Annotated in this window: 22 protein-coding genes; 3 read left to right on the forward strand and 19 right to left on the reverse strand. The window is 64.9% G+C overall.

Annotated features, from left to right (window positions below):
• Positions 1 to 11: 11 nt before the first annotated feature.
• The 7 genes from ACTEK7_RS15590 to cyoA are packed head-to-tail and all read right to left on the reverse strand — an operon-like array spanning position 12 to position 6,949.
• On the reverse strand, positions 12 to 545 hold the full coding sequence (locus ACTEK7_RS15590; RefSeq protein WP_057028497.1) for a response regulator transcription factor: 534 nt from the start codon (positions 543 to 545) through the stop codon (positions 12 to 14).
• Positions 535 to 1,938, reverse strand: a complete 1,404-nt coding sequence (locus tag ACTEK7_RS15595; RefSeq protein WP_225128415.1) for an ATP-binding protein — start codon at positions 1,936 to 1,938, stop codon at positions 535 to 537. The genes ACTEK7_RS15590 and ACTEK7_RS15595 overlap by 11 nt, the downstream gene beginning before the upstream one ends.
• The gene (locus ACTEK7_RS15600) at positions 1,910 to 2,761 is read right to left on the reverse strand and encodes an SURF1 family protein (RefSeq protein ID WP_225147484.1); all 852 of its coding nucleotides are present in this window, start codon (positions 2,759 to 2,761) and stop codon (positions 1,910 to 1,912) included. Before ACTEK7_RS15600 ends, ACTEK7_RS15595 begins: the two co-directional genes overlap by 29 nt.
• The gene (gene cyoD / locus ACTEK7_RS15605; protein WP_036001948.1) at positions 2,758 to 3,138 is read right to left on the reverse strand and encodes a cytochrome o ubiquinol oxidase subunit IV; all 381 of its coding nucleotides are present in this window, start codon (positions 3,136 to 3,138) and stop codon (positions 2,758 to 2,760) included. The genes ACTEK7_RS15600 and cyoD overlap by 4 nt, the downstream gene beginning before the upstream one ends.
• Positions 3,135 to 3,764 (reverse strand): cytochrome o ubiquinol oxidase subunit III, encoded by a 630-nt coding sequence (cyoC, locus tag ACTEK7_RS15610; protein ID WP_225147483.1) that lies wholly within the window; start codon positions 3,762 to 3,764, stop codon positions 3,135 to 3,137. Before cyoC ends, cyoD begins: the two co-directional genes overlap by 4 nt.
• Complete coding sequence (gene cyoB / locus ACTEK7_RS15615) at positions 3,765 to 5,762, reverse strand: cytochrome o ubiquinol oxidase subunit I (RefSeq protein ID WP_225147482.1); 1,998 nt, start codon at positions 5,760 to 5,762, stop codon at positions 3,765 to 3,767.
• 26 nt (positions 5,763 to 5,788) lie between these two features.
• Positions 5,789 to 6,949, reverse strand: coding sequence for a ubiquinol oxidase subunit II (gene cyoA, locus ACTEK7_RS15620; RefSeq protein ID WP_225147481.1), 1,161 nt, complete (start codon positions 6,947 to 6,949; stop codon positions 5,789 to 5,791).
• A gap of 182 nt (positions 6,950 to 7,131) precedes the next feature.
• Here cyoA and ACTEK7_RS15625 point away from each other — a divergent pair, with 182 nt between their 5' ends.
• Complete coding sequence (locus ACTEK7_RS15625; protein ID WP_225147480.1) at positions 7,132 to 8,460, forward strand: MFS transporter; 1,329 nt, start codon at positions 7,132 to 7,134, stop codon at positions 8,458 to 8,460.
• 51 nt (positions 8,461 to 8,511) lie between these two features.
• Here ACTEK7_RS15625 and ACTEK7_RS15630 read toward each other — a convergent pair whose 3' ends face one another.
• Positions 8,512 to 9,006, reverse strand: coding sequence for a VOC family protein (locus ACTEK7_RS15630; RefSeq protein WP_109142145.1), 495 nt, complete (start codon positions 9,004 to 9,006; stop codon positions 8,512 to 8,514).
• A gap of 89 nt (positions 9,007 to 9,095) precedes the next feature.
• Positions 9,096 to 9,641: a carboxymuconolactone decarboxylase family protein gene (locus ACTEK7_RS15635; protein WP_036001930.1), complete on the reverse strand. Its 546-nt coding sequence runs from the start codon at positions 9,639 to 9,641 to the stop codon at positions 9,096 to 9,098.
• A gap of 127 nt (positions 9,642 to 9,768) precedes the next feature.
• On the opposite strand from ACTEK7_RS15635, the gene ACTEK7_RS15640 reads away from it, so the two are divergent.
• Positions 9,769 to 10,983 carry an acyl-CoA dehydrogenase family protein gene (locus ACTEK7_RS15640; RefSeq protein WP_225147479.1) on the forward strand — a complete coding sequence of 405 codons (1,215 nt, stop codon included), beginning with the start codon at positions 9,769 to 9,771 and terminating at the stop codon, positions 10,981 to 10,983.
• A gap of 146 nt (positions 10,984 to 11,129) precedes the next feature.
• Positions 11,130 to 12,269, forward strand: coding sequence for an acyl-CoA dehydrogenase family protein (locus tag ACTEK7_RS15645; RefSeq protein ID WP_225147478.1), 1,140 nt, complete (start codon positions 11,130 to 11,132; stop codon positions 12,267 to 12,269).
• A 169-nt stretch (positions 12,270 to 12,438) separates the two neighbouring features.
• Here ACTEK7_RS15645 and ACTEK7_RS15650 read toward each other — a convergent pair whose 3' ends face one another.
• The 10 genes from ACTEK7_RS15650 to ACTEK7_RS15695 all read right to left on the reverse strand — a co-directional run bounded on the left by ACTEK7_RS15650 (position 12,439) and on the right by ACTEK7_RS15695 (position 23,988).
• Positions 12,439 to 13,476, reverse strand: coding sequence for an amino acid ABC transporter substrate-binding protein (locus tag ACTEK7_RS15650; protein ID WP_036001959.1), 1,038 nt, complete (start codon positions 13,474 to 13,476; stop codon positions 12,439 to 12,441).
• Between the two features lie 130 nt (positions 13,477 to 13,606).
• Positions 13,607 to 14,200 carry a L,D-transpeptidase gene (locus ACTEK7_RS15655; RefSeq protein WP_225134377.1) on the reverse strand — a complete coding sequence of 198 codons (594 nt, stop codon included), beginning with the start codon at positions 14,198 to 14,200 and terminating at the stop codon, positions 13,607 to 13,609.
• A 333-nt stretch (positions 14,201 to 14,533) separates the two neighbouring features.
• Positions 14,534 to 15,505: a hypothetical protein gene (locus ACTEK7_RS15660; protein ID WP_225114905.1), complete on the reverse strand. Its 972-nt coding sequence runs from the start codon at positions 15,503 to 15,505 to the stop codon at positions 14,534 to 14,536.
• 102 nt (positions 15,506 to 15,607) lie between these two features.
• Positions 15,608 to 16,171, reverse strand: coding sequence for a thioredoxin family protein (locus ACTEK7_RS15665; RefSeq protein ID WP_225147477.1), 564 nt, complete (start codon positions 16,169 to 16,171; stop codon positions 15,608 to 15,610).
• A 32-nt stretch (positions 16,172 to 16,203) separates the two neighbouring features.
• The gene (locus tag ACTEK7_RS15670; RefSeq protein WP_225147476.1) at positions 16,204 to 16,902 is read right to left on the reverse strand and encodes a cytochrome c biogenesis CcdA family protein; all 699 of its coding nucleotides are present in this window, start codon (positions 16,900 to 16,902) and stop codon (positions 16,204 to 16,206) included.
• A 484-nt stretch (positions 16,903 to 17,386) separates the two neighbouring features.
• Positions 17,387 to 17,998: a sigma-70 family RNA polymerase sigma factor gene (locus ACTEK7_RS15675; RefSeq protein WP_036020284.1), complete on the reverse strand. Its 612-nt coding sequence runs from the start codon at positions 17,996 to 17,998 to the stop codon at positions 17,387 to 17,389.
• Positions 17,999 to 18,406: 408 nt separating this feature from the next.
• Positions 18,407 to 19,138 carry a response regulator gene (locus ACTEK7_RS15680; protein ID WP_036001902.1) on the reverse strand — a complete coding sequence of 244 codons (732 nt, stop codon included), beginning with the start codon at positions 19,136 to 19,138 and terminating at the stop codon, positions 18,407 to 18,409.
• Positions 19,139 to 19,177: 39 nt separating this feature from the next.
• The gene (locus tag ACTEK7_RS15685) at positions 19,178 to 20,923 is read right to left on the reverse strand and encodes an ATP-binding response regulator (RefSeq protein WP_074447643.1); all 1,746 of its coding nucleotides are present in this window, start codon (positions 20,921 to 20,923) and stop codon (positions 19,178 to 19,180) included.
• Positions 20,893 to 22,923 carry a sensor histidine kinase gene (locus ACTEK7_RS15690; RefSeq protein ID WP_225128589.1) on the reverse strand — a complete coding sequence of 677 codons (2,031 nt, stop codon included), beginning with the start codon at positions 22,921 to 22,923 and terminating at the stop codon, positions 20,893 to 20,895. Before ACTEK7_RS15690 ends, ACTEK7_RS15685 begins: the two co-directional genes overlap by 31 nt.
• 54 nt (positions 22,924 to 22,977) lie before the next feature.
• A complete protein-coding gene (locus ACTEK7_RS15695; RefSeq protein WP_057028609.1) occupies positions 22,978 to 23,988 on the reverse strand; it encodes a TRAP transporter substrate-binding protein in 1,011 nt (336 codons plus the stop codon).
• Positions 23,989 to 24,207: the final 219 nt, after the last annotated feature.

The raw sequence follows: 24,207 nt of genomic DNA on the forward strand, positions 1-24,207 counted from the left end.
TCGATGCGCTCCTACTTCACCGGGCGCTTCTCGAGCTTCCTCGCCAGCGTCCGCCGGTGCATGCCCAGCCGGCGGGCCGCTTCCGAGATGTTGAAGTCGGTCTCGATCAAGGTCTGGTGGATGCGTTCCCATTCCAACGTCTTGATCGAGGTCGGCCGCGAATCGAGCGCGACCTCGGCGTTGCCTTCGGCCTTGTGGAAGGCGGCCTCGATGTCGTCGGTGTTCGACGGCTTTGCCAGATAGTGGCAGGCCCCTAACTTGATCGCCTCGACCGCGGTGGAGATGCTGGCAAAGCCGGTCAGCACCACGATCAGCATGTCCGGGTCATGCGTGTGCAGGAGCTCGACGCAGGCAAGGCCCGAGGCGCCGCCGAGCTTGAGGTCGACCACGGCATGACCGAAAGAGCGTTCCTCCAGCACCTGGCGCACCTCCTCGATCGAGGCGGCGAGTACCACCTCGTAGCCGCGGCGCTCGAACGAGCGCTTCAGCGTGCGGGCAAAACCCGCATCGTCCTCGACAACGATCAGCGAACGGTCAGGCGTCAAAATTCCCTCCGATCGCCAATGTTGCGAGCGGCAGCGTGAGGCGCACCGTGGCGCCGCGCTTCCTGTGGTTCTTGGCGCTCACGGTGCCCCCCAATTTGCGCACGACGTTCACCACCAGGAACAGGCCGAGCCCGCCGCCGGCGCGACCCTTGCTCGACTGGTAGGGCTTCCCCAACTGCGCCAGCATCTCCGGCGCAAAGCCCGGGCCGCGGTCGGAGATCGACAGCACGAGATTGTCGCCCTCGCGCTCGGCGACGAGCTCGACCCACTCGCGCGAGACCTCATAGGCGTTGTCGAGCACGTTGAAGATCACCTGCTTCAGCGCGACGTCGGAGACGATTGCGACGTCCTCGCCGAAGGTGTTGACGAAGTAGAGCGTGCGGGCGGAGCGCGCATTGCGCCATTCGTCGACCAGCGCGGTGACGAAGGCCGTCACCGTCGTCGGCGAGGAGCCTTCGCCGCGCGCTTCGCCCGCCGACACCAAGATGCCTGTCACGATCGACTTGCAGCGCTGCAACGAGGTTTCCATCTCCGCGAGGTCCTCGGCAAGCTCCTGATCGGCGGCAAGATCGGGCATGCGGCGCCAGTCGCTGAGGATTACCGAGAGCGAGGCGAGCGGCGTGCCGAGCTCATGCGCCGCACCGGAGGCGAGCAGGCCCATGCGCACGATATGGTCCTGTTCGGCGGCATGCTGGCGCAGCGCCGCCAGATGCGCGTCGCGCTCGCGCAAATTCCTGTTGATGCGGGTGACGAACACGACGAGCAGCACGGCGTTGAGCACGAAGCCCAGGAGCATGCCTGTTACGGTGAGCGTATAGGTCTCGCTCAACGGATTGGGCGGCAGATCGAGCGGCCGGTAGGCCAATGTCAGCCAGACGAAGCTGGCGCAGGTCAGCGCCACCAGCGACCACGTCGAGCGGGCATCGAGCAGCACCGCACCGAGCGTCACCTGGAGCAGGAACAGCGAGGTGAAGGGATTGGTGGCGCCGCCGGAGAGATAGAGCTGCGCGGTCAGCGCGGCGACGTCCAGTATCAAGGCGACCAACAGCTCGTTGTTGGTGATCGCAGCGCGATGGCGCACCCAGACCAGGCTGGAGACGTTGAGCAGCACCAGCGCGCCGATCACCGCGCCCATCCGCTCCAGCGGCAGGGGGATGCCGAGGCCGAAATGCACGGCACCGATGGTCACGATCTGGCCGACCACCGCGGTCCAGCGCAGCTGGATCAGCAGCGCCATGTTCTTGCGGTTGGTCTCGTCCTCGGTCGGCATGGTGCCGATCAGCTCGCTGCGCGCGTCGGCCTGCGATTGCAGCGTGACGGCTTGCCCGTCACGCCCAAGCGTCTGGGAAAGCGTTTTCCCGTCGTCAGGTCGGCTCGACGATCGTTCCAGCATCTGATCCCGTCCTGCGGGCGTCGGCATCCGAGCCGCCGGCCTTGTCGTGGACGAAGCGCTTGCGACGGAACAGCCCGCCGCCGAATATGACGAAAAGTCTGCCGGCCAGCATGAAAGCCAGGGCAAACCACGTCAGCGCGTAGATCAGGTGGTTATTGGGAAAGCGGATCACGGTCAATCCGCCGATTGGGCCGCCGGCGATTTGTGATCCGGCGTCGGCGTCCACGAAGAAGGGCGCGACCTCGCGAAGACCGCGCGCCGCCGCGATGGCGGCGACGTCCCGCGAGTACCAGCGGTTGTGCTGGGGCACGTTGGTCCGCAAGAAGCCGCCCTTCGGCTCGGTGATGCGCAGGAGGCCGGTGATCTCGACCCGACCTTGCGGATTGCCGTCCCGGCGCGTCGATGCGTCGCGGCGCTCGGACGGCACGAAGCCGCGATTGATCAGGACCAGCATGCCGTCGTCGCGCGCAAGCGGCGTCAGCACCCAATAGCCGGGGCCTTCCTCGGTGACGGCCTGAACCAGCGTCTCGCTCTCATGCAGGAAGCGCCCGCTGAGGCTGACGTGCCTGTATTCGTCGCTTGCGGCGCTGACGGTGGACCACGCCGCGGGCGAGGGGATCGGCTGAGCCGGCGCGTGGACGCGCTGCTCGATCCGGTCGATCAGCGCCAGCTTCCAGGCGCGGCGCTCGATCTGCCAGACGCCAAGCGCGATCAGAAGCACGAAAGCAATGAGCGACAGGATCGTGAGCCACAAGGACGGCGACCGCGCAGCCTCGCTGCGCGCATCTCCGTCCTCACCCGTCACGGTCCCGGTTTTGCTCACTTCATGCCGCTCATCTGGTGCATCGGCATCATGTTGCTGTTGAGGTGGCTCATCACCCACAGCGACCCCGACAGCGCGATCACCACCATCACGATGGTGAAGATCAGCGCCATCATGGTCCAGCCGTTCTCGGACGTCGTGTTCATGTGCAGGAAATAGACCATGTGCACGACGATCTGCACGATTGCGAAGGCCATGATCACCAGCGCGGTGATCTGCTTGCTCGGCAGCGCGCCGCTCATCACCAGCCAGAACGGGATCGCGGTGAGCACGACCGAGAGCACGAAGCCGAGCATGTAGCCCGAGAACGTGCTGTGGGCGTGGCCGCCCTCGTGGTGGTGGTCGTGCGCGCCGGCTGCGTGGGTATCGGTGCTCATCGCAGAACTCCCAGGAGATAGACGAAGGTGAAGACGCCGATCCAGACCACGTCGAGGAAGTGCCAGAACATCGACAGGCACATCAGGCGGCGGCGGTTGGCCTCGATCAGGCCGAATTTTCCGACCTGCACCATCAGCGTCACCAGCCAGATCAGGCCGCAGGTGACGTGCAGGCCGTGGGTGCCGACCAGGGTGAAGAAGGCGGAGAGGAAGGCGCTGCGCTGCGGCGTGGCGCCCTCGTGGATCATGTGGGCGAACTCGAAGAGCTCGATGCCGATGAAGGCGAGGCCGAACAGGCCGGTGATCGCGAGCCAGATTTGCGTCTGCGCGACCTTGTTCTGCTGCATCGTCAGCATCGCAAAGCCGTAGGTGATCGACGACAGCAGCAGCATCGAGGTGTTCACCGCGACCAGGGTGAGGTCGAACAGGTCCTTCGGCGCGGGGCCGGCGGCATAGTTGCCGCCGAGCACGCCGTAGGTGGCGAACAGGATCGCAAAGATGAGACAGTCGCTCATCAGATAGATCCAGAAGCCGAGCGAGGTGCTCCAGCCTTCCGGATGCGGATGCTCGTCGGCGAGGTAGAAGACCGGTTCGCCGGTCTGCGAGGGATGAACAGCGGCAGTCATTTACTTGGCTCCGGCGAGCAGCTTGGTGCGCGCGTCCTCGGTCCGGATGACGTCGTCAGCCGGAATGTCGAAGTCGCGGTGATAGTTGAAGGTGTGGCCGATCCCGACGGCGAGCATCGCGATGAAGCTCAAAGCGGCGAGCCACCACATGTACCAGACGAGGGCAAAGCCCATCGCGGTGGCGAAGCCGGCGAGGATGATGCCGGTGCCGGTGCTGCTGGGCATGTGGATCGGCTTGAACCCGGTGAGCGGACGCTGATAGCCGCGCCGCTTCATGTCCCACCAGGCGTCATTGTCGTGAACGACCGGGGTGAAAGCGAAGTTGTAGTCCGGCGGCGGCGAGGAGGTCGCCCATTCCAGCGTGCGTCCATCCCAGGGATCGCCGGTGACGTCCTTGAGCTGGTCGCGCTTGAGCAGGCTGACCGCGAACTGCATCAGCATCGCGAGGATACCGATGAAGACGAACACGGCACCGATCGCGGCGATGACGAACCAGATCTGCAAAGACGGATCGTCGAACACGCGCAGGCGGCGGGTCACGCCCATCAGGCCGAGCACGTAGAGCGGCATGAAGGCCAGGTAGAAGCCGGTGACCCAGAACCAGAACGACATCTTGCCCCAGAACGGATCGAGCTTGAAGCCGAACGCCTTCGGGAACCAGTAATTGATGCCGGCGAACGCGCCGAACACAACGCCGCCGATGATCACGTTGTGGAAGTGCGCGATCAGGAACAGGCTGTTGTGCAGCACGAAGTCGGCCGGCGGCACCGCGAGCAGCACGCCGGTCATGCCGCCGATCACGAAGGTCAGCATGAAGGCGATGGTCCACATCATCGGCAGCTCGTAGCGGATACGGCCGCGATACATCGTGAACAGCCAGTTGAACATCTTCGCGCCCGTCGGGATCGAGATGATCATCGTGGTGATGCCGAAGAACGAGTTGACGCTGGCACCCGAGCCCATCGTGAAGAAGTGGTGCAGCCAGACCAGGTAGGACAGGATGGTAATGACGACAGTGGCGTAGACCATCGAGGTGTAGCCGAACAGCCGCTTGCCCGAGAAGGTCGAGGTGACCTCGGAGAAGATGCCGAATGCCGGGAGAACCAGGATGTAGACCTCGGGGTGGCCCCAGATCCAGATCAGGTTCACGTACATCATCGGGCTGCCGCCGAAATCGTTGGTGAAGAAGTTGGTGCCGACGTAGCGGTCGAGCGACAGCAGCGCGAGCACCACGGTCAGGACCGGGAAGGAGGCGACGATCAGCACGTTGGTGCAGAGCGAGGTCCAGGTGAACACCGGCATCTTCATCATGGTCATGCCGGGGCAGCGCAGCTTGACGATGGTGCAGATCAGGTTGATGCCTGACAATGTCGTTCCGACGCCGGCGACCTGCAGCGCCCAGATGTAATAGTCGACGCCGACGTCGGGACTGTAGCCGATGTTCGACAGCGGCGGGTAGGCCAGCCAGCCGGTGCGGGCGAATTCGCCGATGAACAGCGAGGCCATCACCAGCACCGCGCCGCCGACGGTCATCCAGAAGCTGAAATTGTTCAGGAACGGGAACGAGACGTCGCGCGCGCCGATCTGCAGCGGCACGACGTAGTTCATCAGGCCCGTGACCAGCGGCATCGCCACGAAGAAGATCATGATCACGCCGTGGGCGGTGAAGACCTGGTCGTAGTGATGGGCGTTGAGATAGCCTTCGGAGCCGTTGAACGCGAGCATCTGCTGGCCGCGCATCATCAGCGCGTCGGCAAAGCCGCGCAGCAGCATCACGATGCCGAGGATCATGTACATGATGCCGATGCGCTTGTGGTCCACCGTGGTGAACCATTCGCGCCAGAGATAGCCCCAGAGGCGGAAATAGGTGAGGCCGCCGAGCAGCGCGGCGCCGCCGAGGGCGACCACCACGAAGGTGCCGACGACGATCGGCTCGTGCAGCGGCAGCGACTCGAAGCCGAGCCGGCCGAAGATGAGCTTGAGAAGGTCAGGAGACATGCGCGTTCTCTATTAGGAATCTGACTTCAGGAATCGGACTTGGGACGCTGTCCGAGGAAGAAGGACGACGACTTCAGCGGCGTGAACGACGGCCGCTTCAGGCCGGCGCCGGTAAGCGGCGCTGTGTCGATGGGGGCCGTGATGGATGCGGTAGTCTTGCCCTGCGGCGCGTCCGGCGTGCAGGTGCCGGCGACGAAGCTCGGCTCGGGTCCGAGCGCGGTGCCACGGCGGGCGTATTTGTCGTAGGCCAGTGGCAGCGTGTTGTTCAGGCCCTGATGGCCGTTGCCGCCCTTGCCGTCGATCGCCATCATCTCGCTCTGGCACATCTTGCCGGTCTCGACGCACATGTTGAGGATCAGGCGGTAGAGATCGGCATCGACGGTGCCCCAGCGCCGCACCGGCTCGTTCTGGCTGGGCTTCTCCAGCTGGAGATATTCGGCGCGGCCGAGCGAGCCGCCAGCGGACTTGGCTTGGGCGATCCAGGCGTCAAAACGCTGGTCGTCGAGGCCCTTGAAATTGAAGTGCATGCCCGAGAAGCCGGCGCCGCTATAGTTCGCCGAAAAACCCTTGTAGGTGCCGGCGTGGTTGACGACGGCGTGGAGCTTGGTCTCCATGCCCGGCATCGCATAGATCTGGCCGGCGAGCGCGGGGATGTAGAACGAGTTCATCACCGAGGACGCAGTGATGCGGAAGGTGATCGGGCGATCGACCGGAGCTGCGAGCTCATTGACGGTGGCGATGCCGTAGTCCGGGTAGATGAAGAGCCACTTCCAGTCGAGCGCGACGACGTCGACCTCGAGCGGGGCCTTGGACTTGTCCACGGCGCGCTCGGCATGAATGCGGCCGAGGGTGCGATAGGGATCGAGCAGATGCGTGCCCATCCAGGTCAGCGCGCCCAGGCAAATGATGATGAGAAGCGGCGCCGACCAGATCACCAGCTCGAGCTTGGTCGAGTGATCCCAGTCCGGCTCGTAGCGGGCCTCGGTGTTGGACTGGCGGTAGCGCCAGGCGAACAGCACCGTCAGCGCCATCACGGGCACGACGATCAGCAGCATCAGGACGGTGGAGATGATGACGAGGTCGCGCTGTTGCGCTGCGATATCGCCGGCTGGCGCCAGCACGACATAGTCGCAGCCGCTGAGCGCAGCAGCCAGAGGTAGTAGCGCCAGGATCTTGAGACGAGACACGGGCCGAGCCTTATGAGAATGAGTTTCCTTCGCGGGGCCAAGGGGTAGCTGCGGCGCAACAATGGGGACATTGGACAATTTGTCCAATGTTGCAGTGCGGGAGCTTGCGCCAGACAGGGTCAGATTGCCTGGCTCCCCGCCGGGCGGTCAGCTTTGGTTTTCAGGACGTTAAGGGCGCACGAATGGCGACGGCACAGACCCCCGCAATGGCAAACCTCCACACGGGCGAGCACGGCCACGACCAGGCCAGTCCCGGCGAGATCGCCATCGGCGTCATCATCGGCCGTACCTCGGAATTCTTCGACTTCTTCGTCTTCGCGATCGCCTCGGTGATCGTGTTTCCGCGCCTGGTTTTTCCGTTCGCGAGCGAGCTGACCGGGACCCTCTATTCCTTCATGGTCTTCGCGCTGGCCTTCATGGCCCGGCCGGTCGGCACCGTCATTTTCATGACGATCGACCGCGAATACGGCAAGACAGCCAAGCTGATCTCGGCGCTATTCCTGCTCGGCACCGCCACCGTCGCGCTCGCGTTCCTGCCCGGCTATCAGGAGATCGGCGTCGCCGCGATCTGGCTGCTGGCGCTGGCGCGCATCGCGCAGGGTCTGGCCTGGGGCGGCGCCTGGGACGGCATGGCTTCGCTGCTGGCGCTGAATGCGCCGGCCTCGCAGCGCGGCTGGTACGCGATGGTGCCTCAGCTCGGCGCCCCGCTCGGGCTGATCGTGGCGAGCGCGCTGTTCGCCTATTTCGCCGGTCTCCTCTCGGCCGATGACTTCTTCGACTGGGGCTGGCGCTATCCGTTCTTCGTCGCCTTCGCCATCAATGTCGTCGCGCTGTTCGCGCGTCTGCGTATGGTGACGACGGAAGAATACGCCACCCTGTTCGAGACGCGCGAACTCCAGCCGGCGCGGATCTCCGAGACGGTCGCGCGCGAAGGCCAGACCATCATGCTAGGGGCCTTCGCGCCGCTGGCGAGCTTCGCGCTGTTTCACATGGTCACGGTGTTCCCGCTGTCCTGGGTGTTCCTGTTCACCCACGAAAGCCCGGTGCGCTTTTTGATCATCGAGATCGTCGCCGCCGTGTTCGGCGTCGCGGCGATCGTTGCGTCCGGCATCATTGCCGACCGCGTCGGGCGCAAGTCGCTCTTGATGGGATCGGCGATCGCGATCGCGGTCTATAGCGGCTTCGCGCCGCAGCTGCTCGACGCCGGCGCGTTCGGCGAGACCATCTACATGGTGATCGGCTTCATCCTGCTCGGCCTGTCCTTCGGCCAATCCTCCGGTGCGATCGCCTCGAACTTCCGGCAGGCCTATCGCTATACGGCCTCGGCGCTGACGTCCGACATGGCCTGGCTGTTCGGTGCCGGCTTCGCTCCGCTGGTCGCGCTGCTGCTCGCCACCAATCTCGGCGTCATTGCCTCAGGCGCGTATCTGTTGTCCGGCGCGTTCTGGACCCTGCTAGCGCTCTGGCTCAGCGGCCAGCGCGAGGCGGGCGACATGGACGCCGGGCGCTGATCGTTCGGCGCATGCAGATGGGGCAAAGGCGCTGCTCGCGCCATGCCCATCTCAGCCCTCCCGCTGCCTCAGCAACGCTTCCACATCCAGCCGCTTGGTGAACATCGCGAGCTTCCCGTCAGGCCCGAACGGCCATTGCTCCCGCGGCTTGTCCCAATACAGCTCCACGCCGTTCTGGTCGGGATCACGCAGGTAAAGCGCCTCGCTGACGCCATGGTCGCTGGCGCCATCGAGCGCAATCCCGGCCGTGAGCACCCGATGCAGCGCATCCGCCAGCGCAGGGCGCGTCGGAAACAGGATCGCGGTGTGATAGAGCCCGGTCGCATCAGGCGGCGGCGGTGAGCCGCCCTTGCTCTCCCAAGTGTTGAGCCCGATGTGGTGGTGATAGCCGCCGGCCGCGATGAAGGCCGCCCCCGAGCCCATCCGCTGCATCAGCTCGAAGCCGAGCACGCCGCAATAGAAGCCGAGCGCACGATCGAGATCGGCGACCTTAAGGTGGACGTGGCCGATCCTGGTGCCGGCAGGAATGGTGGGGCTTTGCGACATGTGAATGCTCCCTCGAAAACATGCACGTAAGCCCCGCTTCGAGCCAGTGCTACGGCCAAACTCGAAACCCATCGTTTCTGAATGGGAAACTAAGCCAGCTCCGACACCTCGCCCTCGGGCAGGCCGAACTCGAACGTGTTCAGCGTCATCGACACCAGCGTGTAGTAGCCGCACAGCCCGATGACCTCGACGACGCCGCGCTCGCCGAGCAGCTTGACCGCTTCGTCGTAGAGACCTTTCTCGACGCCGTGGCCCTCGTGCAGCGACTTCGCGAGATCGTAGATCATCTTCCCCATGGGATCGTCGAAATCGGGGGTGCGGCGGTCGCGGATCGCATCGATGATCTCGCCCTTCATGCCGCCGGCGAGCGCGAGGCGCTTGTGCGCGTACCATTCGTAATGCGCGGTCCAGTGCCGCGCCGTCACCAGGATCGCGATCTCCGACAGCTTGGCCGGGAAGATCGTGTCGAAGCGCATGACCTCGCCGAGCCGCGTGGCGTGCCGGGCCATCTCGGGACTATTGAGCCAAGCCATCATCGGAGGCGGCGGCTTGCCGCGCTTGCCGGCGATCGACTCGTCATAGGTCTGCCGCTGGCTCTCGTTCATTTCGCCAGGCGAAAGAAGTTTTAGGCGCATTGTCGTTTCCTCTTTGTTTTCAAGGCTCGCTGTGGCCGCGACTATAAATGATAAGTGGTTGAATTCCGCGGGGGCTTGGCCCAGACTCGCTGTCAACAATTCGAATGTTGGGTGATGGAAACGACCAATGACCGATCTCAAAACCAGCGATTCTGAATTCGCCGATCTCGAAACATTCCGCAACGAGACCCGCGCCTGGCTGGAGGCCAATTGCCCGCCGGAGATGCGCAAGCCCGCAACGTCCGATGCCGACGTGTTCTGGGGCGGACGCAACGCGAAATTCTCGTCCGAGCCGCAGCGCATCTGGTTCGAGCGCATGCGCGACAAGGGCTGGACCGTGCCGGATTGGCCGCGGGAATATGGCGGTGGCGGCTTGAGCGCGGCCGAGCACAAGGTGCTGCGCGCCGAGATGGCGCGGATCGGCGCCCGGCCGCCGCTGTCGAGCTTCGGCATCTGGATGCTCGGGCCGGCGCTCTTGAAGTACGGCAACGAGGCCCAGAAGAAGGAGCATCTGCCGAAGATCGCCGCGGGCGAGATCCGTTGGTGCCAGGGCTATTCGGAGCCGAACGCCGGTTCCGACCTCGCTTCGCTCCAGACCCGCGCCGAGAGCGATGGCGACGACTTCATCATCAATGGCCAGAAGATATGGACTAGTTACGCCAATTACGCCGACTGGATCTTCTGCCTGGTCCGCACCGACCCGGCCGCGAAGAAGCATGACGGCATCAGCTTCATCCTGTTCGACATGACCTCCAAGGGCGTCTCGACCAAGCCGATCCTGCTGATCTCGGGCTACTCGCCGTTCTGCGAGACCTTCTTCGACAATGTCCGCGTGCCGAAGTCGCATGTCGTCGGCACCATCAACCGCGGCTGGGACGTCGCGAAATATCTGCTCCAGCACGAGCGCGCGATGATCTCGGGGATGGGCGAGCGCGGCGTCGGCCGGCCGCTCGGCCAGATCGCGGCCGATTCCGTCGGCACCGATGGGCAGGGCAGGCTCGACGACGCCATGCTGCGCGGGAAGATCGCGCGCTTCGACGTCGATGAAGCCGCGCTCGCTGCCTGCGCCGAGCGCGCGGTCGATCTCGCCAAGGCCGGGCAGGCGCATCCGGCGTTCTCCTCGGCGATGAAATATTACGGCACCGAGCTCAACAAGCGCCGCCACGAGATCCTGATGTCGGCGGGCGGCGTCGATGCGCTGGAATGGGAGAGCGAGCGCTCCAGGCAGGGCGCCCGCCCGCGCGCCTGGCTGCGCACCAAGGCCAACTCGATCGAAGGCGGCACGTCCGAGGTCATGCTCGGCATCGTCGCCAAGCGCATCCTGGATCTGCCGGGGGCGTGAGGTTTCCGTCATTCCGGGGCGCGACGAAGTCGCGAGCCCGGAATCCATTCATCCTCCCCCTCTGCCGCCCGATGGATTCCGGGCCTGCGCCTGCGGCGCATCCCGGAATGACGAGACAACAGAGATTTCGAATCGGAAACACGCACATGGCCCTCGTCCTCACCGAAGAACAATCCATGCTCCGCGACTCCGCGCGCGGGCTGATCAGCGACAAGGCGCCGGTGTCGCACCTGCGCCACTTGCGCGACAGCAAGGACCCCACCGGCTTCTCCAAGGATCTTTGGCATTCCTTCGCCGAGATGGGGTTTGCCGGCTTGCTCGTGCCGGAAGAGTTCGGTGGCAGCGGTCTCGGTTTCGCCGAAGCCGGAATTATCATGGAGGAGATTGGCCGCACCTTGATGCCATCGCCCTTCCTCGCGACGTCAGTGGTGGCGGCATCAGTGCTGACCCGCGGCGGCAATGCCGCGCAGAAATCGGAATATCTGTCGAAGATCGCGAACGGCTCGCTGCTCGCGACGCTCGCGATCGACGAGGGCGCCAAGCATCGCCCGCTGCAGACCAGCCTCAAGGCCGCGCGCGCCGGCAACGGCTTCAAGCTCTCCGGTGCCAAGGCGCTGGTGATCGACGGTCATGTCGCCGATCTCCTCATCGTCGCCGCGCGCACCGCGGGCTCTGCCGGCGAACGCGAGGGCCTGACGCTGTTCCTGGTCAACCCCAAGGCCAAGGGCGTTGCGATCGAGCGCACCATCATGGTCGATGCGCACAATGCGGCGCGGATCGAATTCGCCAATGTCGAGGTCAATGCGGACAGCGTGCTCGGCGAGGTCGACCAGGCGGCCGGCCTGCTCGATGGCGTGCTCGACATCGGCCGCGGCGCGGTCGCCGCCGAAATGGTCGGCCTTAGCGACGAGGTGTTTGGCCGCACCGTCGAGTATCTGAAGAGCCGCAAGCAATTCGGCAAGCTCATCGGCGAATTCCAGGCGCTGCAGCATCGCGCCGCCGAGCTCTACATCGACATCGAGATCACCCGTGCCGCCACCATGAAGGCGCTGCAGGCGCTCGATGCCGACCTTGCCAAGGCCGCACCCGCCGTCGCCGTCGCCAAGGCGCGCGCCGGCACCACCGCCACGCGGGCGGTGCAGGAAGGCGTGCAGATGCACGGCGGCATGGGCATGACCGACCAGTTCGACATCGGCTTCTTCATGAAGCGCGCCCGCGTCTGCGAGGAGTTGTTCGGCGATGCGAACTATCACACCGAGCAGTTGGCCAGGTCGCGTGGTTATTGAGATGCTCTCGTAGGGTGGGTTAGCACTGCAGAAGCGCGAAGCGCATCTGCAGTGCGTAACCCACCATCTTCGTCCGGCAAACGCGGAAGCATGGTGGGTTACGCCGAGCAATTGCGCTTAGCGCAATTGCAAGGCTAACCCACCCTACGACGTTCGCCGGAGGCACCCCTTACCGCATCGGCGGTGCGTACTGCACGCCGCCTGCGTTCCACAGCTGGTTCATGCCGCGCGGGATCTTCAGCTTCGACTTCTCGCCGATGTTGCGATCGTACATCTCGCCGTAATTGCCGACGTGGCGGATGATGCGCGCGGCCCAGTCCTTGGTGAGGCCGAGCTGCTCGCCGTAGCGGCCTTCGGTGCCGACGAGGCGCATCACCTCCGGCTTCTTCGACTTCAAGGCCTCGTCGATGTTCTCCGAGGTCACGCCGAGCTCCTCGGCGTTGATCATCGCGTAAAGCGTCCACTTCACGATCATCATCCAGTCGTCGTCGCGCTGGCGCACCACGGGGGCGAGCGGCTCCTTGGAGATCATGTCCGGCAGGATCATGTGGTCGCCGGGCTTCGTCAGGTTCAGCCTGAGAGCATAGAGCTGAGAAACGTCGGCGGAGAACGTGTCGCACTTGCCGGTGTCGTACGCCTTCACCACGTCGTTGAGGTTATCGAACTTCACCTCTTCATACTTCATGTTGTTGATGCGGAAGTAATCGGCGACGTTGAGTGTCGTCGTGGTTCCGTTCTGCACGCAGACCTTGCTGTCTGCCAGGTCGAGCGAGGTCTCCTTGTTGCGCGTGCGCGGCACCATGAAGCCGACGCCGTCGTAATAGGCCACGGCCGGGAAATACAAATCGTAGTCGAGCTCGCGCGCCATGCTCCAGGTCGTGTTGCGCGAGAGGATGTCCACCTTGCGGCTCTGCAGCTCCTTGAAACGCTCGTTGGCGTCGAGCGGAACGAACTTCGCCTTGCCGGGGTCGTTGAAGATCGCAGCGGCCACCGCGCGGCAGAAATCGACGTCGAAGCCGGTCCAGTTGCCCTTGTCGTCGGGGATCGAGAAGCCCGGCAGGCCCTTGTTGACGCCGCACAGCACCTCGCCGCGGCGAACCGTGCGCCTCAGGGTGCGGGTGTCGTAAAACTCGTAAATGATCGCGCCGATGGCGACCAGCACGGCGATGGCGACCCCGATCAGCAGGCCGCCACGAAAAGTGCGCATCATGTTGCTCTCTCGAAAAATCGGGAAAAGGAATCAGGCGAGGACGGAGTGCATGATCCGGATCCGGACGACCGCGTTGGCGCAAGGCACGCTGCGGCCGTCCGAAGCAATCATGCCGGGATCATGAACCTTAGAGCTCGGGCTTCTGCCGGATGACCACCTTGGTGCCGACAGGGACGCGATCGTAGAGGTCGGCGACGTCGGCGTTGACCAGGCGGAAGCAGCCGGACGACACCTTGGTGCCGATCGTGTCGGGTCGGTTGGTGCCGTGGATGCGGTAGACGGTGGTGCCGAGATACATGGCGCGGGCCCCCAGCGGGTTGCCCGGGCCGCCGGCCATGAAGCGCGGCAGATAGGGCTGGCGCTGGATCATCTCCGGCGGCGGTGTCCAGTCCGGCCACTCCTTCTTGTTGGTGATGGTCACCAGCCCCTGCCACTGGAATCCGTCGCGGCCGACGCCGATGCCGTAGCGGATGGCGCGCCCGCCGGGCTGCACCAAATAGAGGTGACGCTCGGCCGTCGAGACGATGATCGTGCCCGGCGGCTCGGTGGTGCGGAAGTAGACCACCTGCTTCTGCCATTCCGGCTCGAGCTGGTATCCGTCATCGGCGATCAGGCCCGGCTCGTCGCCGCGGTCCGGCTGCTGGGCGAAGGCGTGCGGTGTGGACAGGGCCAGTCCCATCGCAGCCACGAAAACCCCGGTCAGGCGACGAAAATCCGTCATTCAAGCTCTCCCCGCTGCCACACAGCGCAAATCATTCGGAACCATCAAACCTGAGGGGCAAGTTCATGGCAAGTTGATGGCGCGCCGTCCTGGCATGTCACGAGAATGCTTTGGTTTTTTGACGGGCTCGGCGCAATGCCACGAACAGGGGATGGCGCGAAAAGCAGTGATTGCGACATCCTCGCCGGGAAGGTGCCCGAAGCCGCGTTCACAGATGCCGTCATGCCCGGGCTTGTCCCGCCTGCGCGGCCGAAGCCGCTTCGGCGAGGCGAAGGCGGGACAAGCCCGGCCATGACGATGTGAAGCTTCCATGCCCAATCTTCCACACCCCAGTCAGATCTTGTTGCTCCCCGCCGGGATCCCGAGCCGCCGGACGATCTCCGTCGCCACGGCGCGGGCTTCGACGCGCGAGCCGATGCGGGGGCTGCGAAACCGCCGCCCCGAATGCAGCCGGATCACCACGATGCAATGCTCGTCCTCGGAGCGGCCGCGGCGCTCGACCGTGATCGACTTGACGTCGGGTCCGGTGATTTGGTCGGCGCGCAGGCTGCCGTCGCCCCACAGGCGCTCGACGCGAATATCGTTCGGTCGAATGACCCAGAACGCGCCGGTCGCAAGGTTGGCATAGCGATAGATGGTGAATGCCGCGATCGCACCCAGCGGCAGCAGCAGGATATCGACATGGCTCGGCGAGAGGCCGCGCCACAGCTTGTAGGCATAGGGGGCCGCGGACAAAGCCACCGCGATCAGTGCGACGATGCGGATCTCCCGTGCAGGAAACGCCTCGAGAGGCTCGCCGAGATGCATCTCGGGATTGCTGGCATCGAGCGGGTTGCTCGGCGCCTCGACATTGGGAACGTCGAAATGCGCTGCGATCCACGCCACGGTGTCGCGGACATGGGTGACATCGGAAATCGGCGGCGAGGTCAGCCGCTCGCCCGAGGCCAGGGTGAAGACGAGCTGGAAGCGGGCCTTCACCCGCTTGCTGCCGGGGACCTGCAGCGCCGTGATCTCGTCCTTCCCGACGAGGCGCGTCCTTAGTTTTCCGAACGGCCGTTGCCGGCCGATCAGGATCTCGTCCGGCGTGATGATCCACACCACCGCCGGCGCCATCATGATGCCGACGACGAATCCGGCTCCCACCAGCAGCGCCACCGTCGATATCGTGATTTCCAGGAGGTCCTGCGTGAACAGACCCGGCGTGAAGCAGAGCGCAACGGCAGCCGCACAGCCGGCCACGACCAGCCGCTGCGCGATCGAGGAACCTTCACGAAGGCGGATGTCGGTGCTGGTGGTCGCGTCCATTGCGGGGGCTGATTGCGTCGGTTGCGAAACTCCACGGACGGCTCCGTGGAGTCAAGCAACAAGGGCGACAATTGAAGCCCGCCGCGCGATGACCGTGCGGCGTCAGCTGCTCGCGTTCAGCAGCTTGGCCACCGTGCGGTCGATCTCGTCATAGCTGCCTTCGCCCGCGTGCTGGAACACGATCTTGCCGCTCTGGTCGACGATGTATTGCGCCGGCCAATATTGATTGCGATAGGCGCTCCAGGTCTTGGACTCATTGTCCTGCGCCACCGGATAGGTGATGCCATGGCGCTTCAGCGCGGCCTGCACGTTGGCGGCGGAGCGCTCGAACGGGAATTCCGGCGTGTGCACGCCGACCACGACGAGGCCTCGATCCCGGTACTTGGCGTAGAGGCCGGTGACATGCGGCAGCGTGTTGACGCAGTTGACGCAGCCATAGGTCCAGAAATTGACCAGCACGACCTTGCCGCGGAGATCGGCGATATGAAGCGGCTTCGAGTTGAACCAGTTGGTGATGCCGGTGAAGTCGGGCGCGGCCAGCTGGTTCGCGGCGGCGGTGACGACAGGCGCGGCGCGTGCGGCCTCGTCGCAGATGCCGGGGATGACGGCGCCGGTCACTGTGATGCCGATCAGTGCAGCAGACAGTGCGAGCAGCTTGAGAGTCATGGAAAGCGTCCTCCGGTGAAGATGAGGTGGGATCACAGGCCGATCTGGCCGGTGGGGTAGAAGCCGGTGAGCCACGCCACGATCAGCGTGTCGTATTGAAAATAGGCGGCGACCGCGAAGCCGATCACGACGACGCCAAAGCCCTGCTGCAGCCGCGGTGAGATCCGGGCCAGGCTGCGTACGCGCGTGGTCGCGGCCTGTCCGCCATAGGCTATTCCCAGCATCGGGATCGCAGCGCCAATGGCATAGGCGACCAGCAGCGTGCCGGCCCAGGCAACGTTCTTCGACGTCGCCACCAGCGTCAGGATCGAGCCGAGCACGGGCCCTGCGCAGGGCGTCCAGACCAGTCCCAAGGTGGTGCCGAGGATCAGCCCACCGAGTGCGCCGTCGCGCTGCGTGGCGCCGATGTTGCCGAGATCGAGCCAGCCGTTGATCCGGAGCGACAGCCATTCGAACGGCGCCGGCCACAGCATCAACAGGCCGAAGCCGAGCAGCAGGACCGCTGCCGCCTCGCGCAGCACGTTCGGATCGAAATCGAAGGCCCGCGTGATCGCGCCGAGCGCCAGCGCGACCACCGAGAAGGAAAAGACGAAGCCGAGCGCGATCATCGCGGGTCGCAGATGCCCCGCGCGCCCGATCGAGGCACCGAGCAGGATCGGCAACATCGGCAGTGTGCAGGGCGCGGCGATGGTGAGGATGCCGGCGAGGAGAGCAAAGAGCAGGTCGAGCATGAGGCACTCGTGAGGGAGGTCACGAGGGCTGTTCGCGTGCGGTGGGACGGTCGTTACGCAGCGTCACGGCTTCGTGACGGGGGCTGTTGCTTTGCAGAGCACGGTGGCCGCGGGCTCCCGCCTCTCCCGCTTGCCGGAGAGGCCGGCGCACTCGCAGAGTGCGGCGGGTGAGGGTTCTTTCCTCTGGGGGGAGTGCCCCGTTGCGGAAACACCCTCTCCCCAGCCCTCCCCCGCAAGCGGGGGAGGGAGCGCACCGACCGCGGAGCCGGCAACCACTCAGGCCCAAATAAAAACGACCCGGACGGGGCATCGTCCGGGTCGCTGGAGGTCTTGGGAGGTTTAACGAAACCGTATGGGAGCTTTATAGAAGGGAAGTTTTTCCGCCTGATGTTGTCGTTTGTTTCAATTGTTTCGTCAGTGGTAACGCTTCCGTGTCCGGGGAGAGGGCCAAAACGGAGGTCCTATCCCCTTGAAAACATTGTTGTTAAGCGGCGAAACGGTCGACGCCGGCGCCCTTAAGCAAATCGGCGAGTTGCTTGCGCGCATAGAACATCCGCGTCTTCACCGTGCTCTGGGGGATGCCGATGATCTGGCCGACCTCCTCCACCGACTTCTCGTGGTAATAGACGAGGTTGATGATCTCCCGATGCGCCGGCGACAGCTTCTGCACGCAGGCGCGCAGGATGGCGCTGGTGTCGCTGCGGTCGAGCGAGGTCTCCGGCGTGTCGCAACCATCAGGGATCTGACGCACGTCCTCCTGATCGATGTCCTCAAAGCGGCGCTGGCGCATCGCGGTCAGCGCCTTGAAGCGGGCGATCGAGAGCAGCCAGGTGGACACCTGCGAGCGGCCCTGGAATTGGCCGGCGGTCCGCCACACGTCCAGAAACACCTGGCTGACCAGATCTTCCGCCGTGGTGGCGTCGCGCACGATGCGCAGGATGAATCGGTACACCCGTACATTGTGCCGGCAGTAAAGGATGTGCATGGCCGTCCGGTTGCCGTCGGCAATGCTTGCGAGGAGCATGTCGTCCGAGGTCGCCTGAGCGGCAATGATGCTCTGGCTGGCTTGGGCGTTGATGGCAATGACGTTCGGCATGGACTTGGCTCCCCGTAGCGCCGCAACCGAGCGGCGTTTCCTTGGGTCAAAGTGTTAATGAGCCAACGTTTCGGGACGTCTGCACGAAAAGCGGAAAATGGTTTCGTGCGCCGTCAAATTGTTTCGCCGGACAGGGTGCGACGAAACATTCGGGGCAAAAAACCTTGTGATTTCAACGTACGGAAAATACGGGGGTGGGGATTCGGGGCCGGACGGGCGCGCCGCGGAACGAATTTAGGAGGATTGCGTTTGGTCGCGCCGCACCTACCGCTGTCGTCCCGGGGGCGATAATCTCGTAGCCCGGATGAAGCGCAGCGAAATCCGGGGCAACTCCATCCGCGGCTACAGCACCCCCGGATTGCGCTGTGCTCCATCCGGGCTACGGCAGAGCGGGTTGTGCCGCTCGCCCTACGCCTTCTCGCCCTGCGGCGAGAACAGATAGCCGCCGCCGCGGATGGTGCGGATTACGGCAGGCTTGGCCGGGTCGGGCTCGATCTTGCGGCGGATGCGCATGATGCGCAGATCGACCGCGCGGTCGAAGGCTTCGGCGTCGCGAGCGTTGGCAAGCTCGAGCAGGCGCTCGCGCGACAGCACGCGCTTCGGATTGGCCGCGAACACCTTGAGCAGCCCGAACTCGGACGCGGTCAGCGGATGCTCGTTGCCCTCGTCGTCGCGCAAGGCCTGCGCTTCGAGGTCGAGCCATTTGGTGCCGAAGCGCACCAGCTGCTCCTTGTCCGACTTCGCCGCTGGCGCCTCTGCCGCCTTGGCCGGCCCGCTCCGCCGCAGCACCGAGCGGATGCGCGCCATCAGCTCGCGCAGCTCGCAGGGCTTTGCCACGTAATCGTCCGCGCCGAGCTCGAGGCCGACGACGCGGTCGATCGGGCTCGCGGTCGCCGTCAGCATGATGACGGGCACGTTGATGCGGCTCTTGAGGTCGCGGATGATCGAGAGCCCGTCTTCCTCGGGCATGTTGAGGTCGAGCACGACGAGATCAGGCATGCTGCCCTGGATCGCGGCGCGCAAGGACTTGCCGCCGTCGCACAGCGTCACGGTGAAGCCGTGCATCTTGAGGTAATCGCCGACCATCTCCCGGGCCGGAGCCTCATCGTCGACGATCATGATGTGCTGGCTTTGGGTCATGGGCTTTGCATCATGGGCTTTGCATCACGGGCTTTGACATCACGGCGCTTCAGTCGCAGGGAGGGTGATGGTGAAGGTCGAGCCCTTGCCGGGGCCCTCGCTCTCGGCGGTCACCTCGCCGCCGTGCATGTCGATGATACGCTTGACGATGGAGAGCCCAAGTCCCGTCGAGCTCTCCCCGGCAGTCGGCTTGGCCGACAGCCGCTGGAACCGGCCGAACAGGCGGCCGAGATCCTCCGGCGACAGGCCGGCGCCCTCGTCGCTGACGCTGACGATGGTGTCGCTGCCCTCGTGGACCACGGTGACGTCGATCTTGCCGCCGATCGGCGAGTATTTGATGGCGTTGCTGATGAGATTGTCGATCGCCTCGCGGATGCGGTCGGTGTCGCACATGGTGACGATGTTGGGCGGCGCGGTGACGCTGATCGCCTGCTGCTTGTTGACCGCGAGCGGCTGGTTGGCCTCGGCGACTTCCTTGACCAGGGCGGCGACGTCGACCGGCTCGCGGCGGATGGTGATGTCGAAGGCATCGGCCATCGCGTCCGAGATCAAATGATCGACCATCGTGGTCAGGCGCTTGGTGGCGTCGCGGATGTGGTCGACCTGGGCGACGACCCCGCTTTCCGAGGCGCCGGTCGAGATCAGCTCCTTGAGCATCTCGGTGCGGCCGAGAATGACGCCGAGCGGGTTCTTCAGGTCGTGCGCGACGGTGCCGAGAATCTCGTTCTTGAAGCCGTTGGCGCGCTGCAACCGCAGCCATTGCGCCGAGAGGCGGCGGTTGGCCTGCATCAGGGCGCGGGTGCGCTGGGCGACGCGGTCCTCCAGCTGGGTATTGGCGTCCTGCAGTTGCTGGTAGAGGATCACGTTGTCGAAGGCGATCGAGAGCCTGGAGGAGAAGATCTCGACCAGCGAACGGTCGGTCTCCGACAGCTCGCGCTCGGCCTGGAGCAGCACCACGACCTCGCGGCCCGATCCGGTGCGCAAATAGATCACGCTGCGGTGGTCGGCGAACTCGTTCTTGCGGCGCTGGAACGCGGCCTCCACCATCTCGCGCAGCTCGGGGTCGAGCGCCTTCGACGAGGTGGTGCCGATGAAGCGGCTGTAGCAGCCGCTGCCGGCGAGCACCGAGAGCTCGGGATCGATGCCGCCATTGTCGCGCAGCACCAGGATGCCGGCGCAATCGACGTTGAGTAGCGAAGCGAGCTGGGTCAGGACGCCCTCGGCGAGCCGCTGCATCGACTTGAAGTCGTACAGCGTGGACGCCGCGTCGATGATGATCTCCAGCCCGCGCCGGGTCTGCACCATGCGCTCGAGCTGCTGGTAGGAGCGCAGCGCCGCGGTCAGCGAGGTGAACAGCTTGTCGGCGGTGAGCTCGGTCTTGGCCTTGTAGTCGTTGATGTCGTACTGCACGATGACGCGCCGCTCCGGCGCCTGGCCGGGCTGGCCGGTGCGCAGGATGATGCGCACGGTCTCGTTCCGGATCTCGTTGCGAATGAACTCGACCAGCTCGAGGCCGGCGACGTCGGTCTCCATGATGACGTCGAGCAGCACGGCGGCGACGTCGCGGTGCTCGGCCATCAGCTTGCGCCCTTCGGCCGCGGAATAGGCCGACAGGATCTCCAGGCTCTGGCCGTTCAGGCTGTAGTCCGACAGCGCGAAACGCGTACCGTCATGCACGGCCGGATCATCATCGATGACGGCGATCTTCCATTTCCGGGCGTTGCTGTCCTCCGACGCAGTACCGGTGTCGTCGATCAGGTGGAGGACATCGTCCTGTTCGGCCATTGCGAAGATCCGTCACTTTCTGTGCTTTGCGCGCCGCCCTTGGCGACGCGGGGCATGATAATGCGAAAAGTAGTGCCTTGTCCCAGCTTGGATTCCAGCATCATCCGGCCGCCGAGCTGCTGGGTGACGAGGTTATAGACGATATGAAGGCCAAGTCCCGTGCCGCCTTCATTGCGCCGGGTGGTAAAGAAAGGGTCAAAGGCCTGGCGCTGCACGTCCGGGGTCATGCCGGCCCCGTCGTCGGAGAAGCTGATCTCGATGTCCTCGGTGCCGCGCGGCCGCGCCGAAATCGCGATCCGGCCGGCGCGGCCGTCGGCGAAGGCGTGGTTGGCGGCGTTGAGGAAGAGGTTGGTCAGGATCTGGCCGTAGGAGCCGGGATAGCCGTCGAGCAGCAGCCCCTCGGGGACGTCGACCTCCAGCGTGATCGGCGAGCGCTTCAGCACGGGCTTGAGGCTGGCGATGATCTGGTCGGTGGCTTCGCTTAACGAGAACTGCCGCCGCTCGGCATGGGAACGGTCGACCGCGACCTGCTTGAACGACTGGATCAGCTCGCCGGCGCGGGTCAGATTGGCGACGAGCTGCTGCGAGGCGTCGCGCGAGGATTGCACGAACTCCTCCAGCTGCGAGCGGCGCAGGCCGCCCTCGCCCTTGAGCTGGGCTTCGAAAATCTCGGTGCGCCGGGCAAAGCTCGAAGCCACCGTCAGGCTGATGCCGATCGGGTTGTTGACCTCGTGCGCGACGCCGGCAACCAGGCCGCCGAGCGCAGCCAGCCGCTCGGCGTCGATCAGATTCTGCTGCGCGGTATTGAGCTCGAGCAGGGCGCTCTCGGCCTTTTCCTTGGACGCGCGCAGCTCGTCCTCGGTCCGGCGCTTGGCGATCGCGTTCTCGCGGAACACCTCCACCGCGCGCGCCATGGCCCCGACCTCGTCGCGCGCTTTCGTGCCCTGCACCTCGCGGTCGAGGTCGCCGAGCGTGATCGCCCGCATCGCGGACATGATCTGCTGCAGCGGCAGGCGGATCGACAGCGCGATCAGGACGCCCGCGGTGAGGATGATGCCGAGGAAGATCACCGCGATCGACAGCACCCGGCGTGAGATATCCGCCAGCGTGCGGTCGAACACCTCCTGCGCCTTCTGCTCGCGCTGGCGCATCTTGGTCGAGAGGTCGTCGATGGCGCCGATCGCCTCGGCCTGGCTGGCGTCGATGGTGTTGCGGAGCAGCTCGGTGCGGCTCGCAAGCTGCTCGGAGAGTTTTGCAAAACCCTCGCGAAGTGCGGCGGTGCGGGCCGCGAGCCGCCGCAAGGCCATCTTCTGCAGGTCGTTGTCGGCGAGATCGATCATGACCGGGATGGTCCTCTCGATCGTCTCGGTGTGGCGGCGCGCGTCGTCGGCGGCGCCCGACGACTGCGACAGGTAATAGGAATTGGCCGCGACCAGCATCGCGGTGAAGGCTTCGCGGGATTTGCCGAGCGAGGGCCAGATCAGCGCGTCGCGATGGCCAGTAGCACCCTCGATGATGGAGTAGAGGCCCGCCATGTCCCTGGCTGGGCCCTGCACCTGCTCCTCATAGGTCTTGGCGATGGTGGACTGCACACTGCGCAGCTCGCCGAAGCCGTTGAGGAAACGGTCGGTGGTGCGCTCCAGCTCCTCGACCGACCCTGATAGCATCGGGTCCTTGGCGGCGCGATTGGTCAGCGTGCCCAGCACCGCCTCGCGCAGCAACAGGATCTCGGCGAACAGGTCCGGACTCGGCTGGTTGATGTAGCGGTGGATCAGGTTCTGCAGCCGCCCGGTCTCGCTTTCGAGCAGCGCCAGGATCCGGTCGGACTCGCGCACCTGGCGCACATCGTCCCAGGCCGAGCCGAGCACCTTGGCGCCGTTCCAGATCATCGCCACCAGCACCACGACCACGGCGGAGTTCAGCGCGGCGATCGACAGGATGCGCCAGCGGATCGGCACCGCCCGTAAGAGGCCGACGATGCGCGCGCGCAGCTGCCCGATCGGGCCGGGTGGCTTGTCCGCGTGATCGCTATGTCCAAGCGCAGCCAACAGGCCTCACTCCACCTTGCGAATCCGTTCGATCAGCGCGGCCGCCGCGGGGTCGCGCGCGGCCTTGGCGTAGATTGCGGCCATGGCGTCCTCGAACGGCTTGCGGTCGATGTCCCTGATGATGGTCACGCCGGCTTCCTGCGCCTTGCGCTGCGACTGTTCCTCGAGGTCGCGCCACTTCTCGCGCATGAACCGGCTGGAGCGCTGCGCGGCCTCCTTAAAGATCGTCTGCTCCTCCGCCGACAGGCTGTTCCAGGCCTTCAGAGAGATCACCAGCACCTCCGGGCTCATCGTGTGCTCGGTCAGCGTGTAATGGCCGGCATGCTTGTAATGGTTCGTGGTCACGAAGGATGGCCAGTTGTTCTCGGCGCCGTCGATCAGATGGTTGGCGAGCCCGGTGAGCACCTGCCCGTAGGGCAGCTCGACCGGTTCGGCGCCGAGCGCGCGCATCATCTGGCTCATCAACTCCGACTGCTGCACCCGGATCCGCAATCCCTTGAGGTCCGCGATGGTCTTCACCGGGCGGACTCCGTTATAGATCGACCGCGCACCCGAATCGTAGAAGGCGAGCCCGACGAAGCCGTAGGGCTCGAAGCTGCCGAGGATCTCGCTGCCGACAGGCCCGTCCAGCACCTTCTGCATGTGCTCGATGGACCGGAACAGGAACGGCATCGCCAGCACGTTCATCGCCGGGACGAAATTGCCGATCAGGGCGACATTGGTCCGGTTGAGGTCGATCGCACCGGCCCGGGTCTGCTCGATGGTCTCCTTTTCCTCCCCGAGCTGGCGGGAGTGGAACACCTTGATCTCGTGGCGGCCCTTGGTGCGCTCGGCGATCAGGGCGCCCATGTAGCGCAGCGCCTGGACGGTCGGGTAATCTTCGGCCTGGGTGTCGGCGGCGCGAAATTCGCGCGCAACCGCACTCGTCGCGCGCATGCTCGACGAGACTGCGGCAAGCAGAAGCGCGACGAAGACCACCCCGGTCCGCGAGAGTTCGGCACGGCTCAACACTGGCACACTCAACCCCTCAGTGGTGGAGTCTATGGCGGAAGGAAAAGGTTCAATGCAATCTAAAGCGTTTTCAAGCGAAGTGGATACCGGTTCGCGTAAAGAAAACCCGTCAAATTAATAATTTAGAACCCGTTCCGATCGGAACGGGGCTCCAGCAGAAGTTAAGGGAAGTCCCATCCCGCCCCCGGCCAGCGGGCTGATTGTGCGGCGCGGCCGGCGTTCATT

It is taken from the genome of Bradyrhizobium sp. JHI2711 (genome assembly GCF_056156565.1).

Bases quoted from the DNA above. Each gene is read 5' to 3' on its own strand.
- ACTEK7_RS15595 (WP_225128415.1), bottom strand. From the start codon at position 1,938: ATGCTGGAACGATCGTCGAGCCGACCTGACGACGGGAAAACGCTTTCC.
- cyoD (WP_036001948.1), bottom strand. From the start codon at position 3,138: ATGAGCACCGATACCCACGCAGCCGGCGCGCACGACCACCACCACGAG.
- cyoC (WP_225147483.1), bottom strand. From the start codon at position 3,764: ATGACTGCCGCTGTTCATCCCTCGCAGACCGGCGAACCGGTCTTCTAC.
- cyoB (WP_225147482.1), bottom strand. From the start codon at position 5,762: ATGTCTCCTGACCTTCTCAAGCTCATCTTCGGCCGGCTCGGCTTCGAG.
- ACTEK7_RS15625 (WP_225147480.1), top strand. From the start codon at position 7,132: ATGGCGACGGCACAGACCCCCGCAATGGCAAACCTCCACACGGGCGAG.
- ACTEK7_RS15630 (WP_109142145.1), bottom strand. From the start codon at position 9,006: ATGTCGCAAAGCCCCACCATTCCTGCCGGCACCAGGATCGGCCACGTC.
- ACTEK7_RS15635 (WP_036001930.1), bottom strand. From the start codon at position 9,641: ATGCGCCTAAAACTTCTTTCGCCTGGCGAAATGAACGAGAGCCAGCGG.
- ACTEK7_RS15640 (WP_225147479.1), top strand. From the start codon at position 9,769: ATGACCGATCTCAAAACCAGCGATTCTGAATTCGCCGATCTCGAAACA.
- ACTEK7_RS15645 (WP_225147478.1), top strand. From the start codon at position 11,130: ATGGCCCTCGTCCTCACCGAAGAACAATCCATGCTCCGCGACTCCGCG.
- ACTEK7_RS15650 (WP_036001959.1), bottom strand. From the start codon at position 13,476: ATGCGCACTTTTCGTGGCGGCCTGCTGATCGGGGTCGCCATCGCCGTG.
- ACTEK7_RS15655 (WP_225134377.1), bottom strand. From the start codon at position 14,200: ATGACGGATTTTCGTCGCCTGACCGGGGTTTTCGTGGCTGCGATGGGA.
- ACTEK7_RS15660 (WP_225114905.1), bottom strand. From the start codon at position 15,505: ATGGACGCGACCACCAGCACCGACATCCGCCTTCGTGAAGGTTCCTCG.
- ACTEK7_RS15665 (WP_225147477.1), bottom strand. From the start codon at position 16,171: ATGACTCTCAAGCTGCTCGCACTGTCTGCTGCACTGATCGGCATCACA.
- ACTEK7_RS15670 (WP_225147476.1), bottom strand. From the start codon at position 16,902: ATGCTCGACCTGCTCTTTGCTCTCCTCGCCGGCATCCTCACCATCGCC.
- ACTEK7_RS15675 (WP_036020284.1), bottom strand. From the start codon at position 17,998: ATGCCGAACGTCATTGCCATCAACGCCCAAGCCAGCCAGAGCATCATT.
- ACTEK7_RS15680 (WP_036001902.1), bottom strand. From the start codon at position 19,138: ATGACCCAAAGCCAGCACATCATGATCGTCGACGATGAGGCTCCGGCC.
- ACTEK7_RS15685 (WP_074447643.1), bottom strand. From the start codon at position 20,923: ATGGCCGAACAGGACGATGTCCTCCACCTGATCGACGACACCGGTACT.